Consider the following 21,012-nt stretch of genomic DNA (forward strand, 5'->3'; position numbering starts at 1 on the left):
CTGGTAATATACTCAATTTCCACATAAACTTTGTTAATCGCTTCCGCTAACCGCTTTTGAATGTTTTAGGGATTTCTGGCCTGATTAGGGCATCTTGAGGAGCTCATGTTGAACCAGCAATCTCCCTAGCAGCTTCTCGCAGCCGCTCCACATCGCGCATCGGCGGTATACCAAAGAGCCGCTTGTACTCTCGGTTGAAGTGCGACGAATCGTCATAGCCCACGCGGTAAGCAGCACTGGTAGCGTCAAGGTTGTGCCCCAGCATCAGACGGCGAGCTTCCTGGAGCCGCAGTTGCTTCTGGAACTGCAAGGGACTCATGGCAGTGACAGACTTGAAGTGATGGTGGAAGCTCGATACACTCATTCCAAGCTCTCGTGCGATGCTTTCAATCCGAAGCGGCTGGTTAAAGTCTTTACGAAGTCGATCGACTGCTCTAGCAATTTGGTGGGTAGAGCCACCCAGAACTGCAATATGACGCAGCCGACTACCTTGCTCTCCCATCAGCAGTCGGTAAATGATTTCTCGCTTAATCAGCGGTGCCAGAACCTTAGCTTCTGCAGGGGAATCTAGAAGCCTGACGAGCCGCACCACAGCGTCCAAAAGATTTGCATCCAACGGGCTTACGTCGATCGCTTTTACATTGGCACCCCTTTGTGGTGAGGGATCGCCCGCCTCAATCATGACTGAACCGACAACTGTGGGGTCGAGATCGAGGCGAAGGCTCAGGTACGGTTGCGCCTCCGACGCTTCCAGAATTTGGCTGGCAATCGGCAGTTCGATCGTCGCCAGCAAATAATGCAAAGGGTCGTACTGATAGCGATCGCAGCCCAGAAGGACTTCTTTGCTGCCCTGAGCGATCGCACAAAAGGCAGGGAGAGAGACACTGTGAACGCATTCCGACGGTGAGGAGGAGCGATTGAAGTGCAATCCTTTGAGCGGCTCGATCGTCCCATCATGACGGATCGCCTGTGCAATCCGCTCAGTCAGTTCGTCTCTGTGGGCTTGCGCTCTATCTGCAAAGCGCTTTGCCTGCTGGTCGTTCATTAACTCCATAGCGGACTTTTCACTCGTTTTGGCAGCGTTCATTTCTAAGTTTGCAGGATTGTACAACAATCTTAGACGATCGTTCTATTGCTTGCCCTTGAGGATTCTTAGAATGAGGCTAAAGCAATGAAAAATAGTTCCGGCGAATTGTAAGCATTCTGGACTTTTATGCAGCAGAAAACTCTGTTTTGATTGGGCAAGAAATCTGCTGAGTGACAACCAAAATGCCATCAAAGCTAACCTTGCTTCTTAAAAAATCCATCCCTATTGATAGAGAAGCGATAGGGAGCATCTCATATTTGTAAAAACACTGATTCTCGCTCCTGACTTCTGACTTCTGACTCTTTTCTCCTGGCTTCTGACTCCTGACTCCTAACTCCTATTTCTAGCTGGGCTGCTTTCATTGAGATGCTCCCGAAGCGATAAGTGTTCAATTTCTACGATTAGGACAGCCACCGAAATGGCATCAAGTGAAGGAATTAAGAAATGGAGATTAAACGAAGTGGCTCACATCCTTCCGCCAAAGGATCGGCTGAGTATTTTACCGCCACTGTCCGCATTGACCCCCTGTTCGAGGCGCACGATCGAGCACGCACACTTGGTGCCAGTGTCACGTTCGAGCCTGGTGATCGGACACCCAGGCACACGCACCCGTTGGGACAAACCCCGATCGTGAGGGCTGGCTGCGGTCTCGCACAGCGCTGGGGCGGAGCGATCGAGCAAATTCGGCCAGGGGACGCGATCGGGTTCGCGCCGGGCCAGAAGCACTGGCACGGTGCCACGGTCACCACGGCTATGACGCACATCGCCATTGTGGAACAGCTCGACGGCAAAACCGTGGACTGGATGGAACAGGTCAGCGACGAACAATACCAGACACCAAAAGTAAACCAATAGGAGCATCAATTTATGTACAACACGAAAGCTTATTCCGCAGCCAGTGCAACATCACCGCTAGCCTCCGACACGATCGCGCGGCGCGATCCAACCGATCGCGACGTACAGATCGAAATCCTCTTCTGCGGCATCTGCCACTCCGACCTCCATTCAGTGCGTAACGAGTGGGGCGGCGCGGTCTACCCGATCGTCCCCGGTCACGAGATGGTGGGTCGTGTCACCCAGGTTGGCTCGGCAGTGACGAAGTACAAGCCTGGCGATCTGGCAGGAGTCGGCTGCATGGTTGATTCGGATGGAACCTGTCCCCAGTGCAAAGCTAATCTTGAACAGTTCTGCCCGAACCTGACCCTCACCTACAACTCCCCAGACCAGCACAAGACCGCTCCGGTTACCTATGGTGGCTATTCCGACAGCATCGTCGTCGATGAACGCTTCGTTCTGCGCGTTCCAGATAACCTCGATCTCGCCGGGGTTGCGCCGCTCCTCTGCGCCGGGATCACCACCTACTCGCCCCTGCGCCACTGGGGCGTCACTAAGGGCAAGAAGGTCGGCGTAGTCGGTCTTGGCGGGCTGGGCCACATGGGTGTGAAGTTCGCCCGTGCGTTCGGTGCCCGCGTCGTTGTCTTCACCACCTCGCCCGATAAGACGGAAGATGCTCTGCGCCTCGGTGCTGATGAAGTAGTGGTCTCTCGCAATGCCGACGAGATGCAGAAGCACGCTGGCAGCTTCGACTTCATCCTCGACACCGTTTCCGCCAATCACGACATCAACGCCTATCTCAACCTGCTTCGCCTCGATGGCAACATCACCCTTGTCGGCGCACCGGAGAATCCCCTGGAAGTCTCGGCCTTCAGCCTGATCGTGGGCCGCCGCAGTCTCTCCGGCTCTAGCATCGGTGGCATCGCGGAAACCCAGGAGATGCTCGACTTCTGCGGCGAACATAACATCACCGCCGATGTTGAAGTCATCCCCATCCAAAAAGTCAACGAAGCTTACGAAAGACTGCTCAAGTCCGATGTGAAGTACCGCTTCGTAATTGATATGGCATCTCTGAAATCTGAATAACCCAGGTGGAACCTCGAAGGAGTCATCATGCAAACGCGCAAACTTGGAAATAGTAATCTGGAAGTCTCGGCGATCGGGCTCGGCTGCATGGGAATGAGCTTTTCCTACGGCCCGCCCAAAGACAAACAGGAGATGACTGCTCTTTTGGGGGCTGCGGTCGATCGCGGCATAACATTCTTTGACACTGCCGAAGTCTACGGCCCGTACTTAAACGAAGAGCTTGTGGGTCAAGCCCTCGCTCCCTTCCGCAACCGGGTCGTCATCGCCACCAAATTTGGGTTCGGCATCAGTCCGAATTCCGATCCTCGCGGCATGAAAGGTTCACCCGGACTGAACAGCCAACCGAAGCATATCAAGGAAGCCGTGGAGGGATCGCTCAAGCGGCTCAAAGTTGAGGCGATCGACCTACTCTATCAGCACCGGGTCGATCCGAACGTGGCGATCGAAGACGTGGCAGGAACAGTGAAGGAACTGATTCAGGAAGGCAAGGTTAAGCACTTCGGACTATCTGAAGCAGGCGTGAAAACGATTCGGCGCGCCCACGCGGTTGTGCCCGTGACTGCTCTCCAGAGCGAATACTCTCTGTGGACGAGGACTCCTGAAAAGGAAGTGATACCGACTCTTGAGGAACTTGGCATCGGGTTTGTTCCGTACAGCCCGCTGGGCAGGGGCTTTCTCACTGGTAAGATGGACGAAAGCACGACCTTCGACAGTTCCGACTTCCGCAGCACTCTGCCTCGCTTCACGCCGGAAGCCCTTAAGGCGAATCAAGCCCTGATTAATCTGCTCGGCAGTATTGCAGAACGGAAGCAGGCGACAGCAGCTCAAATTGCGATCGCCTGGCTGCTAGCGCAGAAGCCGTGGATTGTTCCGATTCCAGGCACAACAAAGCTGCATCGCTTGGACGAAAACATCGGGGCAGTCTCAGTCGAACTCACGCCCGACGATCTGCGTGACATCGATGACGCCGCCTCCAAGATAGCGGTGCAAGGCGATCGATATCCCGAAAAACTGGAGCAAATGACCGGTCGCTGAGCGGCGAAGAATACGTTCTCTCGTTGACATTACGGTCAGGATAGCAGACTACATAGGCGAGACAAACGACTGCTGCGGCAATACCGACGAGTGGATGGAAAAGGTCAGCGGTGAACAAGACCTGATTAAGCGGAACGCCCTGCCAAAGCGGGGAAGTTCCGCCTAAAGAACCGATCGAAAAATACCGCAGACGGAGTACCTTTGGCGTTGGCGCAAGATGGAGAGCAGTGGGTGAATTATTTGGATAAATATTCTGAATCTGTACAATAGTTAATGAATTTAACTCGTAATCAACGTCGCTTTTATCAACAGGGTATACAGGCTGTAACCCTTATTCCGTCTTGTTCCTATACCTCTTTCTCACCCTCCAAGACCCCCGATCATATCATGTCCGGTCAATTAACCATGATTCCTGTAGGGGCGGGTTCACCAAGATATTGAATAGAAACGGGAAAATCTGTAAACCCTTCCTAAGCCTTTAATCGCGGTCAATCGATCGGACATGATATCACACAGAAAAATGAGAGTAAACATGATATTTTAGTAGTTAAAATGGGATTTCCTCATCTTCATCTTCCACAGTCTTAGCCGTCATCCGCCAACTGGTAATATACTCAATTTGCACGTCAATTTTGTTAATCGCTTCGCCTAACCGCTTTTGGATGTATTGAGTCAGCGGCACCATAAAATCTAACTCAACTCCCACAGATAGCGCAAGTTTTGCCAAGCTAGCAAAATCTACCTTCAAAATCGAGGAACTCGATAACTTAAAATGGGGAGTATTTTCCTTATTTTGCACCAACATTGCTTTTTTAATGCGCTCTTTCAGATGCTCAATTTCAGAATCCAGCAACTTCCATTCAGGCAAAATTTCTTTGTACCTTGCCCCCAATGCAGTTAAATCCTCACTCTCCGGTTCCGGCGCAATTTTCTTAGTAGATTTTCGCCGCTGCTGTACATTAGAATTTAACCGCCAACTCGCAATCTCCTCAACTGCCAAAGATGGATCGGCGATGAGTTGGCCTAACTGTTTTTGAATTTCTTTAGTCAGCGTTACCGGAAAATTTAACTCAATTCCCTCAGTTTGCGTCAGTCTGGCCAGCGTCATAAAATCTACTTTCATCGTTATCGAACTGGAAAGCTCAAAATAAGAACTGTCTTTGAGCTTTTGGGCCAGCATCCCTGCTTTAATGCGTTCTTTCACTTCGGCGATTTCTGAATCTAGCGGCTTCCACCGAGATTCTATTTCCTGATATTTTTCGCCCAATGCTGTCAAGTTTTCCGTTGCGGGTTCGGGATAACATTGGGCAAGAATTTCTAGCAGGCGGCGATGCAGTCCAGCTAAATAAACCGCGTCCATCTTGGCATATTCTAGCTGTTTCTGGGTCAGGGGACGCTTGGCCCAATCGCCGCTTTGTTCTGTTTTATCTACATAAGCAATGCCGCAAAGTGTTTCTATTAAAGTTTTGAGTTGTCGATTAGGTAATGGCAGAATGTAAGCTGGAATCTTTTTCGTCATTTGTAATGTGCAAGTGACATTTTGAGCGTCGTCATTGCCTAGAAATCGGATGTCATAGCTGGCGTTGTGCAAGACTTTTTCAATATCTGGATTGACCATTATTTGGTTGATAAAATCTTTTGCCAATTCAGGTTTATCCAAGACATCTAGTAGAAAAGTGGCATCTCCCGTGGAATCTGTGGAGTCAGCTAACACTTGAATCAGAGATAATCTGGGGTTGGATTTATAGTCGGCTATTTCTGTGTCAACCCACAGTATTTTAGCTTGGTAAAATTTAGCGATGAGTGCTTTGATGTCGTTTTCTGCTGTTAAATAAGGCATTTTTAGAGACTTTTGCTATTAACTTTTTGATTCTATTAAGCTATAGCAATTATCGGCTCGATTGTCAACGATTCAAGCGCCGGACATGGCTTTGCCGTGTCCTGGAGACGCGCCAACCTCAGAAACCCGGTTTCTTCCTATATTTCTCGTTCCTGTTCACAAAACTCGTAGAAACCGGGTTTTTAGCCTTCAGTTTCACAAAAGAATGCAGTCGATCGCACTATTGAGGATTCCCGCGAACTTCCTCTAAAAACCAGTTGCCGACTTCTGTATTGTCCGTCTGGCGACTGCGGCGCAAACCTTCCTCTAATAAAGCAACTTTTAGCCCCGGCAAAACTTGAGATTCCGTCAGACGTTCGCTTCCCCGGTTAGCAATTATTTTGAAAGCAATAACTTGGGCTGTTTGTACGTCTACTACCCAATACTCAGACACTCCTAATTCTTCATAAATCATTCTTTTTGTCCCCAAATCGTCAACGAGAGAACTGTCGGCAATTTCAATCGCTAAATCTGGGGAAACTGCGCTATCTAAATTCACTACCGAACTGCCGCGAGGTGCCGTTTGCACCCGGTCTCCGATGTAGTAAGAAGCATCAGGTTGAGCGCCTCTGACACCCGTTTTGGCGTAGCTACAGTTGACCAGCAGTCTCATTTTTATACCTTTAGCAATGCCAAATAAATTTATTAAGATGACGATAATTCCTTTGTCATCAGCACGATCGGGCCCGACTGCAGCCATTTCAATCCTCAACTGTCCGTTGTAATAGTAGCATTTTGCTCGATCGTACTCCGGCTGTTTAATAATTTCTATATATTCATCCCAAGTCGCTGTAACCCAGGTATCAGTTAGTAGTTTGGTTTGGAGTTGACTCATCATTACCTCACCGGAAAAAATCTTTGACTTTTGAGGGAAAACTTCTGAGTAGGGGCGATCGCATTTTTACCATTCAGCAGTAAGGTGCGCTAGGCGCACCTTACAAACTATTAACCTATGACTATTCTGCCACTTCCTCAGATTCCGATTCTTCGGCCGATTCTTCACCGGCAGGCGGCACTAAAGCCACAGCTACGATCGAATCATCCTCGTCCAACCGCTGCACCCGCACGCCCGTTGCTGTGCGCGATTGAGTAGAAATTGCACTCACAGCCTGACGGATAATAATACCTCGGTTGGTAACGATCATCAACTCGTCATCTTCGTTGACAATTCGCAGCGCCGCTACGTAATCTTTAGCCTTTTTAGACTTAAATTTAGTAGCCGTCAATCCCTTGCCAGCCCGTCTTTGCAGTCGGAATTGAGAAACTGGAACCCGCTTGCCGTAGCCGTTGGTTGTAATTACCAACACGGAAGGAACTCCGCTGCTATTTTTCTGAATTTCTTCGGCTTCTTCGCCTTCTATTTCCTCGGCTTGCAGTTCTAATTCTTCATCTTCCAATTCCGCCTCTTCATTTTCCAAGTCAGCAATTTCTGCCCCTTCAAATTCCGAGTCTTCTATTTCTAATTGAGCAATATTAGCTCCCTCAAATTCCGAATCTTCTGCATCCAATTCAGCAATTTCGGCAACAATTGAACTGGGCAAAATGTCCATGCTGATCAACTCATCGCCCGATCGCAATTTCATTGATTTTACACCCCGCGTCGCGCGGCCGACAGGGCGCAACTGTTCGTGATTGGTGCGGAAATGAATTGCCATCCCTTGGCGCGTGCCGATGATGATGCTGTCATCCACTTTTGCTCTCCGCACCCAGCGCAGTTGGTCGCCTTCTTCTAGAGAAATGGCGATTAATCCGTTAGTGCGGATGTTGCCAAAAGCGGAAAGCGCAGTTTTCTTGATGTAGCCGCCGCGAGTCAGCATCACTAAGTATTCTTCGCTGGTGAATTCTGTGACTGACACCATAGAAGTGATTTTTTCTTCTATAGGAATCGGCAGCAGTTGCACCACGGGAGTGCCGCGTGCCGTCCGGGAACAGACGGGGATTTGATAAGCTTTGACAGAGTAAACTACGCCCCTGTCGCTGAAGAACAAAACGCTGTCGTGATCGCAGCAGGAAAGGAAATGTTCTACTCCATCGTCTTCTTTCATTTTCGCGCCTGCTTTGCCGCGAGTAGCGCGACTTTGGGCCTCGAAAGTGCTGACAGGCATCCGCTTGATATAGCCTTGCTCTGTGATCAGAATAATTGCTTGTTCGTTGGCAATTAAATCTCTTTCATCGATTTCTCCTTCGGCGTGTTCGATGACGCTGCGTCTGGGAGTGGCGATTTTGGTTTGGATTTCGACTGCTTCAAATTCGGCGATTTCTAAGATGCGTTCCCTGCGCGCTAAGATATCTTCTAAATCCGCGATTTTAGCTCGCAATTCTTCGTGTTCTTGCTGAATTTTTTGCGCTTCTAATGCTGTCAAACGCCTGAGCTGCATTTGCAGAATTGCATCGGATTGCTGATCCGAAAGACCGTAATTATCCATCAATTCCTGTTTGGCTGCTGCGGAGTCGGCAGCGGCGCGAATTAGGTGAATAATTGCATCTAAGTTCTCTAGGGCAATTAATAAGCCTTGCAGAAGGTGGTCGCGTTCTTCTGCTTTGCGGAGTTCGTATTGAGTCCGGCGAGTAATTGTCTCAATGCGGAAGTCTAGGAAGACATTGAGGAATTGGGAGAGCGTAAGTAGTTGGGGTTCCCCGTTTACTAGCGCTAACATATTGGCTCCAAAGTTGGCTTGGAGGGGTGTTTGTTTGTAGAGGTTGTTGAGGACGACGCGGGGATAGGCGTCGCGCTTGAGTTCGATCACGATCCGCATTCCGTCTCTGTCGCTTTCGTCGCGAATGTCGGAAATTCCATCTAATCTTTTGTCGTTGACAAGTTCGGCAATTTTCTCAATTAGCCCTGCCTTGTTTGTTTGGTAAGGCAATTCGGTGATAATAATTGCTTCTTTGTCGGGGCGGCCGGGATGTTCGATGGTTTCAATGCTGGCGACTCCGCGCATTGTAATCGAACCGCGCCCGGTAGTGTAAGCATCGCGAATGCCGCTTCTGCCCAGAATTTGCCCTCCGGTGGGAAAGTCCGGGCCGGGGATGTACTGCATCAATTCCAGGTCGGTAATTGCTGGATTGTGGATTAGTGCTACTAAACCGTCAATTATTTCGCCTAAATTGTGCGGCGGAATGTTGGTTGCCATCCCTACAGCAATCCCGGAGGAACCGTTGAGCAAAATTTGGGGAATGCGTGCCGGCAGTACGAGGGGTTCTTGCTGGGAACCGTCGAAGTTGTCGCCGAAATCAACTGTTTCCGAGTCGATGTCGCGCAGCATGGAGTCGCTGGTCAAAGCTGTGAGGCGACACTCGGTGTAACGCATGGCAGCGGGCGGGTCGTTGTCAACGGAGCCGAAGTTGCCGTGGCCGTTGATCAGGCGTTCCCGCATGGAGAAATCCTGAGCCATCCGCACCAGGGCGTCGTAAACCGCTGTATCTCCGTGCGGGTGATACTTGCCCAGCACCTCCCCCACGACGCGGGCGCATTTGCGGAAAGGTCGATCGGGAGCCAAGCCCAATTCGTTCATGGCGTAGAGAATGCGTCGGTGAACGGGCTTGAGACCGTCCCTAGCATCTGGTAGCGCCCGACCGACAATTACGCTCATGGCGTATTCCAAGTACGATCGGGACATCTCATTACCCAGATCCGTCGGGATTATCCGCGACTCAGAGGTGCTCATAGGTTGAAAAACTCCGTTAAAAATTTAAATTTGACGGCTATAAATCTCAAAAATGCGATAAAATCGGTTTGGATTCAGTAGAGCTGCCAAATATTGCAAATTACTCCTGAAATTATATCACAATTTGCCTTTGACTTTATGGGAAAGTTGCTAGAAAAATTAAGGGACGAAACAATGTAAATTCGTAAGGAAAGCAGTTGGTGATTTAGTCATCAATTGGCAAAAGCTAGAAAGGGTTTTTTAGGGGGAAGGCTTTCATGCTTTGGTGAGTTTTTTTGAAGGCAATCTAAAAAAATAAAAGGGTTGCCAGATCGCAATTTGAATTTCACAAAACCGAAGGCCTTCTTAAAGCAAACTAAAAATCTAAAATCTAAAATCTAAAATCTAAAATCAGCCGATGCTACCCGTCATCTACTCCGAAGATTTCTTGCTGCACAAGACTGGAATGCTTCACCCAGAGCGACCAGAACGTTTAACGGCGATCGTCAACGCTCTGAAAGCTGCTCCCTGGGCGGATCAAATTGAGTGGCAACTGCCCACCCCAGTGGCGCAGCGCGAACAACAACTGTTCTCGGCTATCAAAAAAGTTCACTCGCAAAGATACATCAAAGAAGTCCAACATTTGGCTCATCGGGGAGGCGGCTACCTCGACGGCGATACGCCGATTTCTGCAGAAAGTTACGACGTAGCGCTGCTGGCTGCGAGTGCTTGGCTCGATGGGGTCGATCGAGTGGTGGCTGCGGGGGAACCGGCTTTTGTGCTGGCGAGACCGCCGGGACACCACGCCGAAAACGCCCGCGCCATGGGTTTTTGCTTGTTTTCCAATGCTGCGATCGCCGCTCGCTACGCCCTGGAACAGCCGGGAATCAACCGCGTCGCCGTCCTCGACTGGGACGTGCACCACGGCAACGGCACTCAATCTTTGGTGGAAAACTGCCGCCAAATTGCCTACTGTTCCCTGCATCAATCTCCGTGCTATCCGGGAACGGGAGATGCCGAGGAGCGCGGTTCCTACGACAACGTGCTGAACATTCCCCTCTATCCGGGCGGCGGCATCGCTGAATACCTGAGCGCCTTTGAATCTCTTGTCGTGCCTTTTTTGTCCAAATTTGAACCGGATTTGTTGATTGTCAGCGCTGGTTATGACGCTACTGCGTCCGATCCGCTGGCGAGCATGACTCTGATGCCGTCAGATTTCGGTACTTTCACCGGATACTGCCTGCAACTCACCCGCCGCATCGCCTTTGGTTTGGAGGGGGGTTACGCGCTGAAAGAGTTGGCCGAGTCGGTTGTGGCGACTATTGACCGATGCCTCAATTAGCTGGAAAATTGGTGTAGGGGAAAATGAGGTTGAGAAGCCATGAGGATAAGATTGAGAGTTTTTGAGGGCGATCGCCCTTGAAGGTCTTTTTCCCTCTGACTTCTGACTTCTTCCCTCTGACTTCTTCCTTCTGACTTTAGTGACAAGCATCACCAATTTAAGAGATCCAAGTCACTGGGCCTCAAAGTCTCGGTCACAGATTTTTATCCGAAAAATCACACCGTGTCAATGTTTTCGATCGCCTTGGAAATCTCTCCCAGAGTGCATAATACAAATACAACAAGCCTGTTAAAATTTTATCTGTCTCAATCAACTAGGAGGTTTATCATGTCAGTCTCCCAAATGACACTCGAAGAGTTATTTGGTCAGGTCATGTTCTCCAGCGTCGTGACTCGCCACGACCGGAGACAGCTCAGATCTGCCCTCTTAGAAAGAACACTGAATGAAGATGAGTATGCCATCATCAACCGACTGCTGTACAACGTTCGCCGCGGTTGGGTAAAAATTGTCGATTAAAGAGGTGGCAGCCACTCTCTGTAGGGGAGTTAATACCATTTTCGATTTTCGATTAAAGAATTGGTAATTACTGATAACTATCGGGGTTGAGATCACGGGCATACAGTTACATTTTTTGGGGAACTCGTTAAAAGTAGAACTTGCCACTTCGGGAAGTTTTTTGTGTTTAATAGTTGGCTAGAAAGTGTGATGTCTTTGACCAGAGTGTTAATTATCAAAATCTCGCTACACATCAGCCTATAGGTAGAGATAATTATAAAATCACAGGTTTCGGGTGCATCTCTACTTGTTGAACAATTGTGAGTTTTGAGTTACTAACTGAGAAGTTATAATTAACTCAAAACTCATAATTTTTTGGGGGTGAGACGGGAGATTGGAGAGCGGGAAAACTGATGAATATCAGGGTTGAGAACCGCTAGAAAGTTAATTTTTTTAAAACGGGCATTAAGAATCAAAACGAGAAGCAGTTTCCGGTTGAGGAGGAGTGTGCGATCGTACAAGCACACCGAGTCGCATAGGTCGATCGAGCATTCCGGCAATTTGAGCCCGGAAGTGTCAAAATATTAACAACCAGTTCATCCCCAAAATATATGGCTCCCGCCGTTTTAATTGAAAATCTTCAGAAACGCTACGGCACTGTAGAAGCCGTTAAAGATGTTTCCTTCAAGGTAGAACCGGGGGAAATATTTGGTTTGCTAGGCCCCAACGGTGCAGGCAAAACCACAACCCTGCGGGTACTTTGTACTTTGAGTGCGCCCGATAGCGGACGCATTGAAGTGTCTGGCATTTCTGCTGTCAGCCAGCCGAGAATTGCCAGACAAAGACTAGGCTACGTCGCCCAAGAAGTGGCTCTCGATAAGGTGCTGACGGGGCGGGAACTCCTGCAACTGCAAGCAGCGCTTTACCATTTGCCGCGCCATACGATTAAAGGGCGGATTGACAAAATGGTGAAACTCCTCGGTTTGGAAGAGTGGGAAAATAAAAAGACGGGTACTTATTCCGGCGGTATCCGCAAACGCTTGGATTTGGCTGCTGGATTGCTGCACCAGCCGGATGTTTTGGTGTTAGACGAACCGACTGTCGGGCTCGATATTGAAAGTCGGGTGGTTGTGTGGGATTTCCTGCGGCGCTTGCGGGAAGAAGGTACGACGGTTTTGATTACCAGCCATTATCTCGAAGAAGTGGATGCTTTGGCCGATCGCGTGGCGATTATTGACAACGGTACGGTGATTGCACAGGGCACGCCGGAGGAGTTGAAAAATCGGGTTGGGGGCGATCGAGTGACTTTGCGGATTCGGGAGTTTTCGCCGATCGAAGAAGCTGAAAAAGCCAAAACTCTGATGCAATCTCTGCCTTTTGTGCAGGAAGTAATTGTCAATACGGCCCAAGGAAATTCTCTCAATTTAGTAGTAACACCGCAAAGCGACGCGCTGGTGACTATTCAGCAAGCTTTGAAAAATGCGGGACTTCCTACTTTTGGGATTGCTCAATCTCGGCCGAGTTTGGATGATGTGTATTTGGCTGCGACTGGTAAGACGCTGTTGGATGCCGAGTTGGCTGCTGCTAGCAACCGCGATTTGAAGGCCGAGCAAAAACAGGCGATGCGATCGTAGTTTAGTTTAATAAACCTGTCCAATAATTATTGTGGAACAGGCATCTTGCCTGTTCTATACTAGCTTTTTTGGAGATGTCTGAAGCTCAGCGCGCGGGGTCAGAAACCCGGTTTATTCACAGATTTCTCGTCGCCAAACCAGATTTTCCTAATAAACCGGGTTTTTTGGGGCTTAGTCCTATATTATCGCGAGCAATTAGCAGATTCCCTCCGTCAGCGTTTGTTAGGCATTTAACCGGATCTGGGCGTTGTGCGATCGGGCTTGTTAGCCCAAAAACAATCTTGAGGGTTAACTATGCTGCGGCTATGGTTATTTAATCCAATTTGATATTATTTCTAGGGACATAGTATTGCTCATTTATGTCAACTTAACGCTCTTTCCCGAAGTCCGGCAGGGAATGAATTCCCTGCCTCAAAGCTAAAGTCCTCGCTATGAGGACTGAAGAAATCATTACTCATTAGTCCTATGCAAGAGGACTTTAGCTAAAAGCCCCGTGGAATTAATTCCCTGGCGGTCTTTCGGTTTAAGTTGAAACCAAGGAGGATTGCTGTATTCTTATCTTTTCGGCATATTTGATATCAGACATCTAACACTTGCTCTGCTGTCAGCGCTAATTCTGGGAAAGTTCGGGATATAATTCGCTCAGTCCCTCGGTAAGCAGTCATTTGATAAACGCCATTTTCATCGAGCAGGTAAACAAAAACAGTCGGCTCTTTCGGGTTGCCCAAATAGTTTCTGCTGCCCAAAGCTAAATAATCGACAATCCAATATTCAGAAATTCCCAGCCGCTGATATTCATCTAGCTTGTCGATATAATCATCTTCCCAATTTGTTGATACTATCTCTACTGCTAATTGCAGCGGTTCAATTAGTGCTGAGTAAGCGAAAGGAGCTGAGTCCCAGACCGTTTTATCTACTACACTCACATCAGGATGGCGGCCTTGTTCTTTACCATTTGGAGTTAACGTCCTCACCACAATTCGGCCAGATACCCAGTAGTTGAGCTTGAGTCTTTTTACCTCGTCTTTGAAAGCGTCTGAAAGAAATTCAGCGAGGGTTTCGTGCAGTCGGATTGGTAATATTCTCACAATTTCTCCATTCACAAGCTCATAGCGGCCTTCTTCGTCGGGAAGTTGCTTGACAAATTGCTCGAAACTGAGCATCTGCTTAGGTTGGGTAGGAGTTGCGGTCATGGTTGGCTCTCATTTAGCTATATATTTAGGACTATTCTGCAACCATTTTAACATACTGTTTTAACACAGGTGAAATCGTGAAAACGGTTTCAGTTTCACCGCTCAATTTTTCGATAATTCCCCGTCTGGCTAAAGATTGAATTGCTTTACATAATTCGCCTTGCGACCCTTGACATTTTGCCATCCATTCGGTAAAGGAAACAGGCTCAATTTCATTGCTGATTAGGCAGATAGCCTGTTTTTCTATTTCGGACAACCGCTGATAGTGCTGCTGCAATATCGGTGTCAATTCGTCACATAAAAATACTGGTTGATAGCTTAAATATTGAGATACTCTACCGCCAAATAAGTTGTTAATGGTTTGAGCGACTAATTTTAACCACAGGGGATTACCTTGATAAAGGTTAATCAAGTCTGGCCAGGCTTCTTCATCCAACAAACCCTTTTCTCTAAAAATTTCTGTTGCGGCTTCACCTAAACCGGTTAACTGCAACAAACATACTGCTGAATAATCGTCGGTGAATGTGATGATGTCTGAGGGAGGTTCCCAACTATTGAGAATTAAGCAGCTATTGTGGGGAAGTTCGCCGATGAGTTTAAATAGGGTTCCGTAGTTTTCATATCCGGGTTTATAATGTCCTGCAAGTTGCCCGCTGCTGAGAATTTGCTGCACGTCATCGAGGATGATGAGACAGCGATTTTCGCGCAATGTTTCTATTAGGATTGACAACTGAGCATCGATGTTGGCGGGGAAAACCCCCTCTTCGCCCCCCCTTACCAAGGGGGGGTTGGGGGGGGTTTTATCTGATAGAAATTGAATCAGGTTTTTGAGGGTTGTTTCGAGGGGTGGGGAGGTGCGGAGACTGTGCCAGATGATGCGATCGAATTGAGTTTGAATTTGGGGGATGAGGTGACGGGCGATCGTACTTTTGCCGGTGCCTGCCATGCCTGTGATGGTGAGGAGGCGGCAGTTTTGCTCTAGAATCCAGGTTTCGAGGGCGGTGAGGGGTGAGTTGGGGTAGTTGTAGAAGGTTTTGATCTCCGGTGCATCTCTTAAATCGAGTCGCGGTTTCTGTTGGGTGTTGTCTTCATTTGAGGTTTGTGTAGGGGGTGAGTGTTGTGGAGCTTTTGGAGGGCGTGAGGTTTCTGTGCAAACGTTGATGTTACCTTTGTTTTGTACAAAATTAAAATCACCAAAATTTGAAACTTGAGAAAATTCATACCTCTCCATCGTGGAGCGCAAATTTGATTTCATTACATCTTCATCTAATATTTCTGAAAGAGTTTGCCATAACTTTGATGCAACATTTCTGACATGGCGTTCAGTACAATGAACCTCTTTAGAAATTTCGGAGTATCTTTTACCTTGCCACGTTCCCCGTACTACTGCCTGTTGCAGATCGTCCAATCGTTTGCCCGTCTTAGCGAACACCAAGCCATCGGCCAACCTTAAGAGTTCTTGAACATCCATTTATTGGGTAAATGTAGGAGGTTTTATCTATTGTATCAGACTTTTTCTGACGTTTTATGGCTAAGAAGGACAAAATATGACTTTTAACGGCTAGCTAATTTTATTAACTCCTGGCAAATTGTGACATTCTCCTACTTTCCAATACATAAAAATTAAATTAAAATTTAATAACGGGCTTGAAAACAATCTTAGGCAACCTAAAAGATTTTAACAATGTAAATCTGACTGGCGCAACTATGCCAGAAAGCACCGTCCATCCCTAACGGTTCAAAAAGTTGCTCAAAATGTGGCTGCATCGGTGAGCAATGTCTAGGGGATTTTCGCCTCGTGAAATGTTCGTAAAAATTTGGTAGTTTCCAACAGGATAAAAAATTATGTCTAGTGCATTATCCCTACCGCAAGCTAATTTAAAAATGGCTCTCTGGCAAGTCGATGCTGATGCAATGAGTAGCAGCGACTTGTATGTGTGGTTAAATGATATCGGCTTGCCGCATGAAGTCTCGATGCGGCTGCATGAACTCGCCACATACACGAAAAAAGCTGCTAACAAAGTTTTACTTATCGGCAAAATTCTCCTCATTAAAATCATAGAATTTGTCAAAGCGCATCCCCATTTAGCGATAGGGGTTGCTGTTGGTGTTGCTGTAAGAATTTTGGCAAGTTCGATACCATTTGTCGGCCCGTTATTAGAACCTTTGGCAACAGCGCTGGGTATCCCAATTGGTGCAATAGCCGGCCACCGACTCGATCGAGGCAAAGAGGTGTCTGATGGAATTATTGGAATTGTTCAAGAGATTATTGAGATTGCCAAAGATTTTTTTCAATTACTGATAGACGTTTTCAATACAATTTTCCGCAACGTCATCACTGCTTAACTGCCCAAATTAGCAAAAAGATTGAGGTTTAATATGTCGGCCAATAAAACGCCAACCAAAGAGCAAATTCTGAAGGCAATTGAGCAACTGGAAAAAAACCCACACGATAAATTAGGGATTTTAGCAGATATTGGCATTGGTGTAGTGGGGGCTGCCGGTGCTGGTGCGGCGGTGGCAGCTTTCGGTGGTGTACCAGTTCTATTTGGGTTAATAACCGTTGCACCTCCCGTAGGATTAGTTGTTGGCGGTGCACTTTTAGGTGCTGCTGCTCTTGTAGGGGTAAAACGAATATTTGATGGCAATTTTGACGATGGAAAAAAAGCAGAAATGCTTGAAAACTTAAAACAACAGGCAAGAGATATTAAAGCCAAAGAAACAGCCTCTAAGCTGGAAGACAGCGATAAAAATAAATTTATTGTTTCCTTGAAAGAACCCGTCAGGCTCAATTTAATTAGCCCGAAAGACGCTCAGGATTTAATTAGCGCCGTAGAAAGCGGTCAAATTGCAATCAAAGAGGCGATTAAAATGGTTGAAGATGTTAAAGCTGCTAAACCATAACTGCCTTTTGACTGCGTAACCTGCGAATGCTAAGTTGTAAGTCTGCGATCGCCCTTACTTAAACCAAGTGCGATCGCTCTTTATAAGAGACTACTGATACTCTCATTCTTGCCATTCTCTATCTTCCTGGTAATGCTGCAACATTCCCTCAGCTTGTTTTGCTAGAATGATTCGCCTCTCTTCAAGCGGCAATTGCATAAATTCTCGGCGACTGGGATAGTCGGCTAGTGTTGGTATTTCTAAATCTATATCAATATCTAATGGCTGTGCTTTTCCTGCGAAAATTTCCTGTTTGGCGCGCTGTGCAGCCACAATCAGCGATTGTTGTGTGTTCTCACAAGATAAATTTCACTCCTCTTCATCCCTTAATTATTCAAGATATTCTCGCAAATGTTCAACCACTTTGTCTTGAAGAGTTTCTGGCAAAGATTCCATGATTTTGACCAAAGTTGCGATCCTCTTCGAGGGCTTCGCTAACGCACTTGATGACATAACTTTATCCTCCATATTTAATTTACAGCAAATCCCGTGTACTGCCGAATATTGGGAGAACGAAATCCCAAAACAATCTGTTCTTTGGGGATTCCCCCCGCTACTAACTCATTGGCAATTCCCTCTTCAGTTCCATCTCTTTGAATCCAAATTTTCCCCTCAATAATATCAACATGAACTAAACATCCGTGAACCCTGATATCGTTTTCACGCCCCAATATCATTAGCAAATAACGGTCGGAATCGCTATCAAAAACCGTTTGAATCTGAATATCTCCATAAGCATAAGGTATTTGAGCATATTCAGTCAGAATCTTTTTGATAATGCAACGATAATTTTCTAAGAAGGTTCCCATTGTACTATCTCCTCATTTTGTTCGGCAAAAACGATTAAACATACTTGATAATCGGCTCTAATAATTTGACCAAGCGGTTCAGACAATAATTCGCTAAAAACTGATTGTGTAATAGCTAGATAGAGCTTTCTATCTGGTTCAGTTCTAGCGATTACAGAACGGTAAACTAAGTATTGACCCAGGGCATTCTCCAGGTCATTCATGTCTGATGCGCCCACAAAACTTTTGACTTCTACAGCTATTTTTTGTCCAGCCTTCTCAGCACTTAAAATCCGCTCTGCGCCCAAATCGACGTACATATCTTTAATTCCCCATTTTAATCTCAAGGGATCGTGGGTAATTCTCCATCCGTCTTTGATGAGGGCATTTTTGACAACATTGTGATATAGGTCTTTGGCTGGCATATTGGAAGAAGTCAATTTTTAATCAATACGATTATATCCTAGTTGCGACTCTCTTTCCAAACGTTTCTCGCGACGTACTTCCCTGACAAGTTCGCAAATTTCCTCCATTGTCATCGGATTAGGATCGGGTGGTAAAGACTCTCTATGCCGTCGCAGTTCCTCCCAGTCGAAACCTTTATCGCGACGTACTTCCCTGACAAGTTCGCAAATTTCTTTCATTGTTAACTCATCAGGATCTGGACTCGCTGCTTCTACTCGCCGTTCCCATTCCTTCCAGTGGAAACCTGCTACCTTCTCAAAAACAATACTATCTCCTGTCACTGTAACTGCATATCTATCCCCAGGCTTCAGTTGAGCCTCAATCTCAGCGGGAATTTCTAACTTACCGTCCGGGTTGACAGGAACAGTAATATTTGATTTCAGAATGTATTCTCGCAGGTGTTCAACAACTCTATCTTGCAGAGTTTCCGGCAGAGATTCCATAATTTCGACCAAAGTGGCGATCCTCTTCGAGGGCTTCGCTAACGCCCTTGATGACATAGCTTTATCCTCCTAGTAAATCAAGTTTTTATTTAGCATATTTGATGAGCTTATTCTCAATTTTAGAGCGATCGCCCGCCCAACACCACCAATACCTCCAGACTTGCTACTGTAAAGAGAGTTAGATTTAATCAAAATCAGCGCAAGCAATTATGAGCGGTACTGTTACATCCCCCAACAACCTCAACCAGCAGCGGCCACTCTCCACGGCATCCGCTGACACTTCCAGTTCCCTGCTGGGCGACTTCATCCAAGAAACACTCGCCTTAACCAAGCGCCTGTTTATTCAATTGCAGCGCCGCCCCTCGACGCTAGTTGCAGGCATTATTCAGCCCCTGATGTGGTTGGTTTTGTTCGGAGCTCTGTTTGAAAATGCTCCCTCCGGCTTGTTCGGCGAAAGCCAGAATTACGGACAATTTCTCGGTGCCGGCGTGATCGTTTTTACAGCCTTTGCCGGGGCGCTGAATGCCGGTTTGCCGATTATGTTCGATCGCGAGTTCGGATTTCTCAACCGTCTGTTAGTCGCGCCGCTGGCTTCGAGATTTTCGATCGTCCTCGCTTCGGCTATTTTCATCGTCACCCTGAGTTTGATCCAAACCGGCGCAATCGTTACGGCGGGAGCGTTTTTGGGCGCGGGATTGCCTGGAATTGCCGGACTGGGGGCGATCGCCCTAATTGTCCTGCTGTTAGTTTTGGGCGTCACCGGCTTGAGTCTGGGTTTAGCCTTCGCCCTTCCCGGCCACGTAGAATTAATAGCGGTAATTTTTGTTACTAACTTGCCGCTGTTATTTGCCAGCACAGCCCTCGCGCCGCTGTCGTTTATGCCAGAGTGGCTGCAAGTTGTGGTGACTCTCAATCCTCTGAGTTACGCGATCGAACCCATCCGCTACCTGTACCTGCACAGCGATTGGTCCCTAGCCAGTGTCGTGATGCACGCTCCTTGGGGTAATGTTACCTTTGGAGGAGCCCTATTAGTGCTGCTGGCGTTTGATTTGGTGGCGCTGCTGAGCATTCAACCGCTGCTGAGACGCAGGTTTGCGTGAGGAAGGGCGGGGCGATCGTTTCACCTGCACCGTCAATTCTAGGATGCCTTTCGTCGTGTCAACTTAAGGTAAAACCGATAGTCCGTCAGGGGTTGAAACAAGAGCCTCAAAGCGAAAGTCCTCTTGCATAGGACTAATGACTTATTCAGTCCTCTTTGAGAGGACTTTAGCTATCAGACAGGGAATTCATTCCCTGGCGGACTGCTGGGTAAGCGGTTCCTCGTGTCAACTTAAGGTAAAACCCATAGTCCGTCAGCGGTTGAAACAACAGCCTCAAAGCCAAAGTCCTCTGAAAGAGGACTAATGACTTCTTCAGTCCTCTTTGAGAGGACTTTAGCTATGAGACAGAGAATTCATTCCCTGGCGGACTGCCGGGTCAGCGAGAGGACTAATGAGTTCTTCAGTCCTCTTTGAGAGGACTTTAGCTATGAGACAGGGAATTCATTCCCTGGCGGAATGCCGGGCCAGCGGGAGGACTGGCGGACTAAAAGCTTAAGTTGACACGACGAAAGGCATTGCTCTGTGCTTAACCCCAGCGAAGTAATATAATATTTAGTCGCAAGTCAGAATATTGTTTAGATAGAATTGTTTTTTTGAAAGTTCAACTAATAAATTATGAACACCAAAGCTTCTAAATCGGACAAATTGATGATGGGGATTGCTGCCAGCGCGATCGCATCCTGTGCTCTGTTCTCGCCTCAAGCCAGCTTCGCTCAAGCCAGCGGTTTAAATAACGCCCAACCGCTGCAAGACTTTCAAACTCAAGACAATACCGACCCATTTTCCGGCCGCAGCAGCGGCAGCGCAATATTTGATTTAATTCACAGATCCCAATTGGGAGGCGGCCGCAGCATGGAAGAATTTAACAGCGAACAGCGCCAAAATTTGAACGATGCTGCTGCAGAATATCGGAACAAACAGCGCCTACTACTGGAAAAGCAAGCTGTACCTTCTGAAGGGGCGATCGCACCTACAGAAATTACCGCCCCTGTCCCTTAAATTGCTTTCTTAGTCCGCTTGGAGTGGACTTCGTTTGTCTAG

At 47.5% G+C, this 21,012-nt stretch carries 22 protein-coding genes; 11 read left to right on the forward strand and 11 right to left on the reverse strand.

All coding sequences use genetic code 11. The features are described 5' to 3' along the window. Positions 1-103: 103 nt before the first annotated feature. Positions 104-1,087, reverse strand: coding sequence for an AraC family transcriptional regulator (locus OSC7112_RS08445; protein WP_015175507.1), 984 nt, complete (start codon positions 1,085-1,087; stop codon positions 104-106). Positions 1,088-1,531: 444 nt separating this feature from the next. Between OSC7112_RS08445 and OSC7112_RS42565 the strand changes: the two genes are divergently transcribed. The 3 genes from OSC7112_RS42565 to OSC7112_RS08460 are packed head-to-tail and all read left to right on the forward strand — an operon-like array spanning position 1,532 to position 4,042. Next, on the forward strand, positions 1,532-1,942 hold the full coding sequence (locus tag OSC7112_RS42565; protein ID WP_015175509.1) for a (R)-mandelonitrile lyase: 411 nt from the start codon (positions 1,532-1,534) through the stop codon (positions 1,940-1,942). Positions 1,943-1,954: 12 nt separating this feature from the next. Next, positions 1,955-3,007, forward strand: coding sequence for an NAD(P)-dependent alcohol dehydrogenase (locus OSC7112_RS35475; RefSeq protein ID WP_015175510.1), 1,053 nt, complete (start codon positions 1,955-1,957; stop codon positions 3,005-3,007). A 27-nt stretch (positions 3,008-3,034) separates the two neighbouring features. Continuing rightward, entirely contained in the window at positions 3,035-4,042 is a 1,008-nt protein-coding gene (locus OSC7112_RS08460) for an aldo/keto reductase (RefSeq protein ID WP_015175511.1), read from the forward strand. A gap of 547 nt (positions 4,043-4,589) precedes the next feature. Here the strand turns inward: OSC7112_RS08460 and OSC7112_RS08465 are convergent. The 3 genes from OSC7112_RS08465 to gyrA form a co-directional block, all read right to left on the reverse strand. Continuing rightward, positions 4,590-5,882 (reverse strand): 3'-5' exonuclease, encoded by a 1,293-nt coding sequence (locus OSC7112_RS08465; protein WP_015175512.1) that lies wholly within the window; start codon positions 5,880-5,882, stop codon positions 4,590-4,592. A 220-nt stretch (positions 5,883-6,102) separates the two neighbouring features. Beyond that, on the reverse strand, positions 6,103-6,759 hold the full coding sequence (locus OSC7112_RS08470) for a Uma2 family endonuclease (protein WP_317623939.1): 657 nt from the start codon (positions 6,757-6,759) through the stop codon (positions 6,103-6,105). Between the two features lie 118 nt (positions 6,760-6,877). Then, complete coding sequence (gene gyrA / locus OSC7112_RS08475; RefSeq protein WP_015175514.1) at positions 6,878-9,589, reverse strand: DNA gyrase subunit A; 2,712 nt, start codon at positions 9,587-9,589, stop codon at positions 6,878-6,880. Positions 9,590-9,986: 397 nt separating this feature from the next. Here gyrA and OSC7112_RS08480 point away from each other — a divergent pair, with 397 nt between their 5' ends. From OSC7112_RS08480 to OSC7112_RS08490, 3 genes are all read left to right on the forward strand, one after another. Further along, a complete protein-coding gene (locus OSC7112_RS08480; RefSeq protein ID WP_015175515.1) occupies positions 9,987-10,910 on the forward strand; it encodes a histone deacetylase family protein in 924 nt (307 codons plus the stop codon). A 327-nt stretch (positions 10,911-11,237) separates the two neighbouring features. Beyond that, entirely contained in the window at positions 11,238-11,426 is a 189-nt protein-coding gene (locus OSC7112_RS08485; RefSeq protein WP_015175516.1) for a hypothetical protein, read from the forward strand. Positions 11,427-12,016: 590 nt separating this feature from the next. Then, positions 12,017-13,039: a daunorubicin resistance protein DrrA family ABC transporter ATP-binding protein gene (locus tag OSC7112_RS08490; protein WP_015175517.1), complete on the forward strand. Its 1,023-nt coding sequence runs from the start codon at positions 12,017-12,019 to the stop codon at positions 13,037-13,039. 578 nt (positions 13,040-13,617) lie between these two features. Here OSC7112_RS08490 and OSC7112_RS08495 read toward each other — a convergent pair. Then, positions 13,618-14,232 (reverse strand): Uma2 family endonuclease, encoded by a 615-nt coding sequence (locus tag OSC7112_RS08495; RefSeq protein ID WP_015175518.1) that lies wholly within the window; start codon positions 14,230-14,232, stop codon positions 13,618-13,620. A gap of 31 nt (positions 14,233-14,263) precedes the next feature. Beyond that, entirely contained in the window at positions 14,264-15,703 is a 1,440-nt protein-coding gene (locus OSC7112_RS08500; RefSeq protein ID WP_015175519.1) for a helix-turn-helix domain-containing protein, read from the reverse strand. 374 nt (positions 15,704-16,077) lie between these two features. Between OSC7112_RS08500 and OSC7112_RS08505 the strand changes: the two genes are divergently transcribed. Together OSC7112_RS08505 and OSC7112_RS08510 are read left to right on the forward strand one after the other, a co-directional pair. Next, a complete protein-coding gene (locus OSC7112_RS08505; protein ID WP_015175520.1) occupies positions 16,078-16,578 on the forward strand; it encodes a DUF2273 domain-containing protein in 501 nt (166 codons plus the stop codon). Between the two features lie 33 nt (positions 16,579-16,611). Further along, positions 16,612-17,136: a hypothetical protein gene (locus OSC7112_RS08510; RefSeq protein ID WP_015175521.1), complete on the forward strand. Its 525-nt coding sequence runs from the start codon at positions 16,612-16,614 to the stop codon at positions 17,134-17,136. 102 nt (positions 17,137-17,238) lie between these two features. Here the strand turns inward: OSC7112_RS08510 and OSC7112_RS40855 are convergent, their stop codons facing one another. The 5 genes from OSC7112_RS40855 to OSC7112_RS34410 are packed head-to-tail and all read right to left on the reverse strand — an operon-like array spanning position 17,239 to position 18,928. Then, positions 17,239-17,448: a hypothetical protein gene (locus tag OSC7112_RS40855; protein ID WP_015175522.1), complete on the reverse strand. Its 210-nt coding sequence runs from the start codon at positions 17,446-17,448 to the stop codon at positions 17,239-17,241. Between the two features lie 57 nt (positions 17,449-17,505). After that, entirely contained in the window at positions 17,506-17,628 is a 123-nt protein-coding gene (locus tag OSC7112_RS41695; protein ID WP_015175523.1) for a hypothetical protein, read from the reverse strand. Between the two features lie 17 nt (positions 17,629-17,645). Then, complete coding sequence (locus OSC7112_RS08525) at positions 17,646-17,984, reverse strand: XisI protein (RefSeq protein WP_015175524.1); 339 nt, start codon at positions 17,982-17,984, stop codon at positions 17,646-17,648. Beyond that, positions 17,969-18,388, reverse strand: coding sequence for an element excision factor XisH family protein (locus tag OSC7112_RS08530; protein ID WP_015175525.1), 420 nt, complete (start codon positions 18,386-18,388; stop codon positions 17,969-17,971). The genes OSC7112_RS08525 and OSC7112_RS08530 overlap by 16 nt, the downstream gene beginning before the upstream one ends. A gap of 18 nt (positions 18,389-18,406) precedes the next feature. Then, the gene (locus OSC7112_RS34410) at positions 18,407-18,928 is read right to left on the reverse strand and encodes a hypothetical protein (RefSeq protein ID WP_015175526.1); all 522 of its coding nucleotides are present in this window, start codon (positions 18,926-18,928) and stop codon (positions 18,407-18,409) included. 152 nt (positions 18,929-19,080) lie between these two features. On the opposite strand from OSC7112_RS34410, the gene OSC7112_RS08540 reads away from it, so the two are divergent. The 3 genes from OSC7112_RS08540 to OSC7112_RS08545 all read left to right on the forward strand — a co-directional run bounded on the left by OSC7112_RS08540 (position 19,081) and on the right by OSC7112_RS08545 (position 20,970). Further along, on the forward strand, positions 19,081-19,971 hold the full coding sequence (locus OSC7112_RS08540; protein WP_015175527.1) for an ABC transporter permease: 891 nt from the start codon (positions 19,081-19,083) through the stop codon (positions 19,969-19,971). Between the two features lie 136 nt (positions 19,972-20,107). Next, the gene (locus OSC7112_RS39525; RefSeq protein ID WP_190274352.1) at positions 20,108-20,275 is read left to right on the forward strand and encodes a hypothetical protein; all 168 of its coding nucleotides are present in this window, start codon (positions 20,108-20,110) and stop codon (positions 20,273-20,275) included. Between the two features lie 311 nt (positions 20,276-20,586). Next, complete coding sequence (locus OSC7112_RS08545) at positions 20,587-20,970, forward strand: hypothetical protein (RefSeq protein WP_015175528.1); 384 nt, start codon at positions 20,587-20,589, stop codon at positions 20,968-20,970. The last annotated feature ends 42 nt before the right edge of the window (positions 20,971-21,012 follow it).

This window comes from Oscillatoria nigro-viridis PCC 7112 (genome assembly GCF_000317475.1).
GTDB lineage: Bacteria > Cyanobacteriota > Cyanobacteriia > Cyanobacteriales > Microcoleaceae > Microcoleus > Microcoleus nigroviridis.

Coding starts and splice junctions, on each gene's coding strand:
- OSC7112_RS08445 (WP_015175507.1), bottom strand. CDS start 1,087: ATGAACGCTGCCAAAACGAGTGAAAAGTCCGCTATGGAGTTAATGAAC.
- gyrA (WP_015175514.1), bottom strand. CDS start 9,589: ATGAGCACCTCTGAGTCGCGGATAATCCCGACGGATCTGGGTAATGAG.
- OSC7112_RS08540 (WP_015175527.1), top strand. CDS start 19,081: ATGAGCGGTACTGTTACATCCCCCAACAACCTCAACCAGCAGCGGCCA.
- OSC7112_RS08525 (WP_015175524.1), bottom strand. CDS start 17,984: ATGGGAACCTTCTTAGAAAATTATCGTTGCATTATCAAAAAGATTCTG.
- OSC7112_RS08495 (WP_015175518.1), bottom strand. CDS start 14,232: ATGACCGCAACTCCTACCCAACCTAAGCAGATGCTCAGTTTCGAGCAA.
- OSC7112_RS08500 (WP_015175519.1), bottom strand. CDS start 15,703: ATGGATGTTCAAGAACTCTTAAGGTTGGCCGATGGCTTGGTGTTCGCT.
- OSC7112_RS08460 (WP_015175511.1), top strand. CDS start 3,035: ATGCAAACGCGCAAACTTGGAAATAGTAATCTGGAAGTCTCGGCGATC.
- OSC7112_RS08490 (WP_015175517.1), top strand. CDS start 12,017: ATGGCTCCCGCCGTTTTAATTGAAAATCTTCAGAAACGCTACGGCACT.
- OSC7112_RS08480 (WP_015175515.1), top strand. CDS start 9,987: ATGCTACCCGTCATCTACTCCGAAGATTTCTTGCTGCACAAGACTGGA.
- OSC7112_RS08505 (WP_015175520.1), top strand. CDS start 16,078: ATGTCTAGTGCATTATCCCTACCGCAAGCTAATTTAAAAATGGCTCTC.
- OSC7112_RS42565 (WP_015175509.1), top strand. CDS start 1,532: ATGGAGATTAAACGAAGTGGCTCACATCCTTCCGCCAAAGGATCGGCT.
- OSC7112_RS34410 (WP_015175526.1), bottom strand. CDS start 18,928: ATGTCATCAAGGGCGTTAGCGAAGCCCTCGAAGAGGATCGCCACTTTG.
- OSC7112_RS08465 (WP_015175512.1), bottom strand. CDS start 5,882: ATGCCTTATTTAACAGCAGAAAACGACATCAAAGCACTCATCGCTAAA.
- OSC7112_RS08530 (WP_015175525.1), bottom strand. CDS start 18,388: ATGCCAGCCAAAGACCTATATCACAATGTTGTCAAAAATGCCCTCATC.
- OSC7112_RS39525 (WP_190274352.1), top strand. CDS start 20,108: ATGACTTATTCAGTCCTCTTTGAGAGGACTTTAGCTATCAGACAGGGA.
- OSC7112_RS35475 (WP_015175510.1), top strand. CDS start 1,955: ATGTACAACACGAAAGCTTATTCCGCAGCCAGTGCAACATCACCGCTA.
- OSC7112_RS08510 (WP_015175521.1), top strand. CDS start 16,612: ATGTCGGCCAATAAAACGCCAACCAAAGAGCAAATTCTGAAGGCAATT.
- OSC7112_RS41695 (WP_015175523.1), bottom strand. CDS start 17,628: ATGTCATCAAGTGCGTTAGCGAAGCCCTCGAAGAGGATCGCAACTTTG.
- OSC7112_RS08545 (WP_015175528.1), top strand. CDS start 20,587: ATGAACACCAAAGCTTCTAAATCGGACAAATTGATGATGGGGATTGCT.
- OSC7112_RS08470 (WP_317623939.1), bottom strand. CDS start 6,759: ATGATGAGTCAACTCCAAACCAAACTACTAACTGATACCTGGGTTACA.
- OSC7112_RS08485 (WP_015175516.1), top strand. CDS start 11,238: ATGTCAGTCTCCCAAATGACACTCGAAGAGTTATTTGGTCAGGTCATG.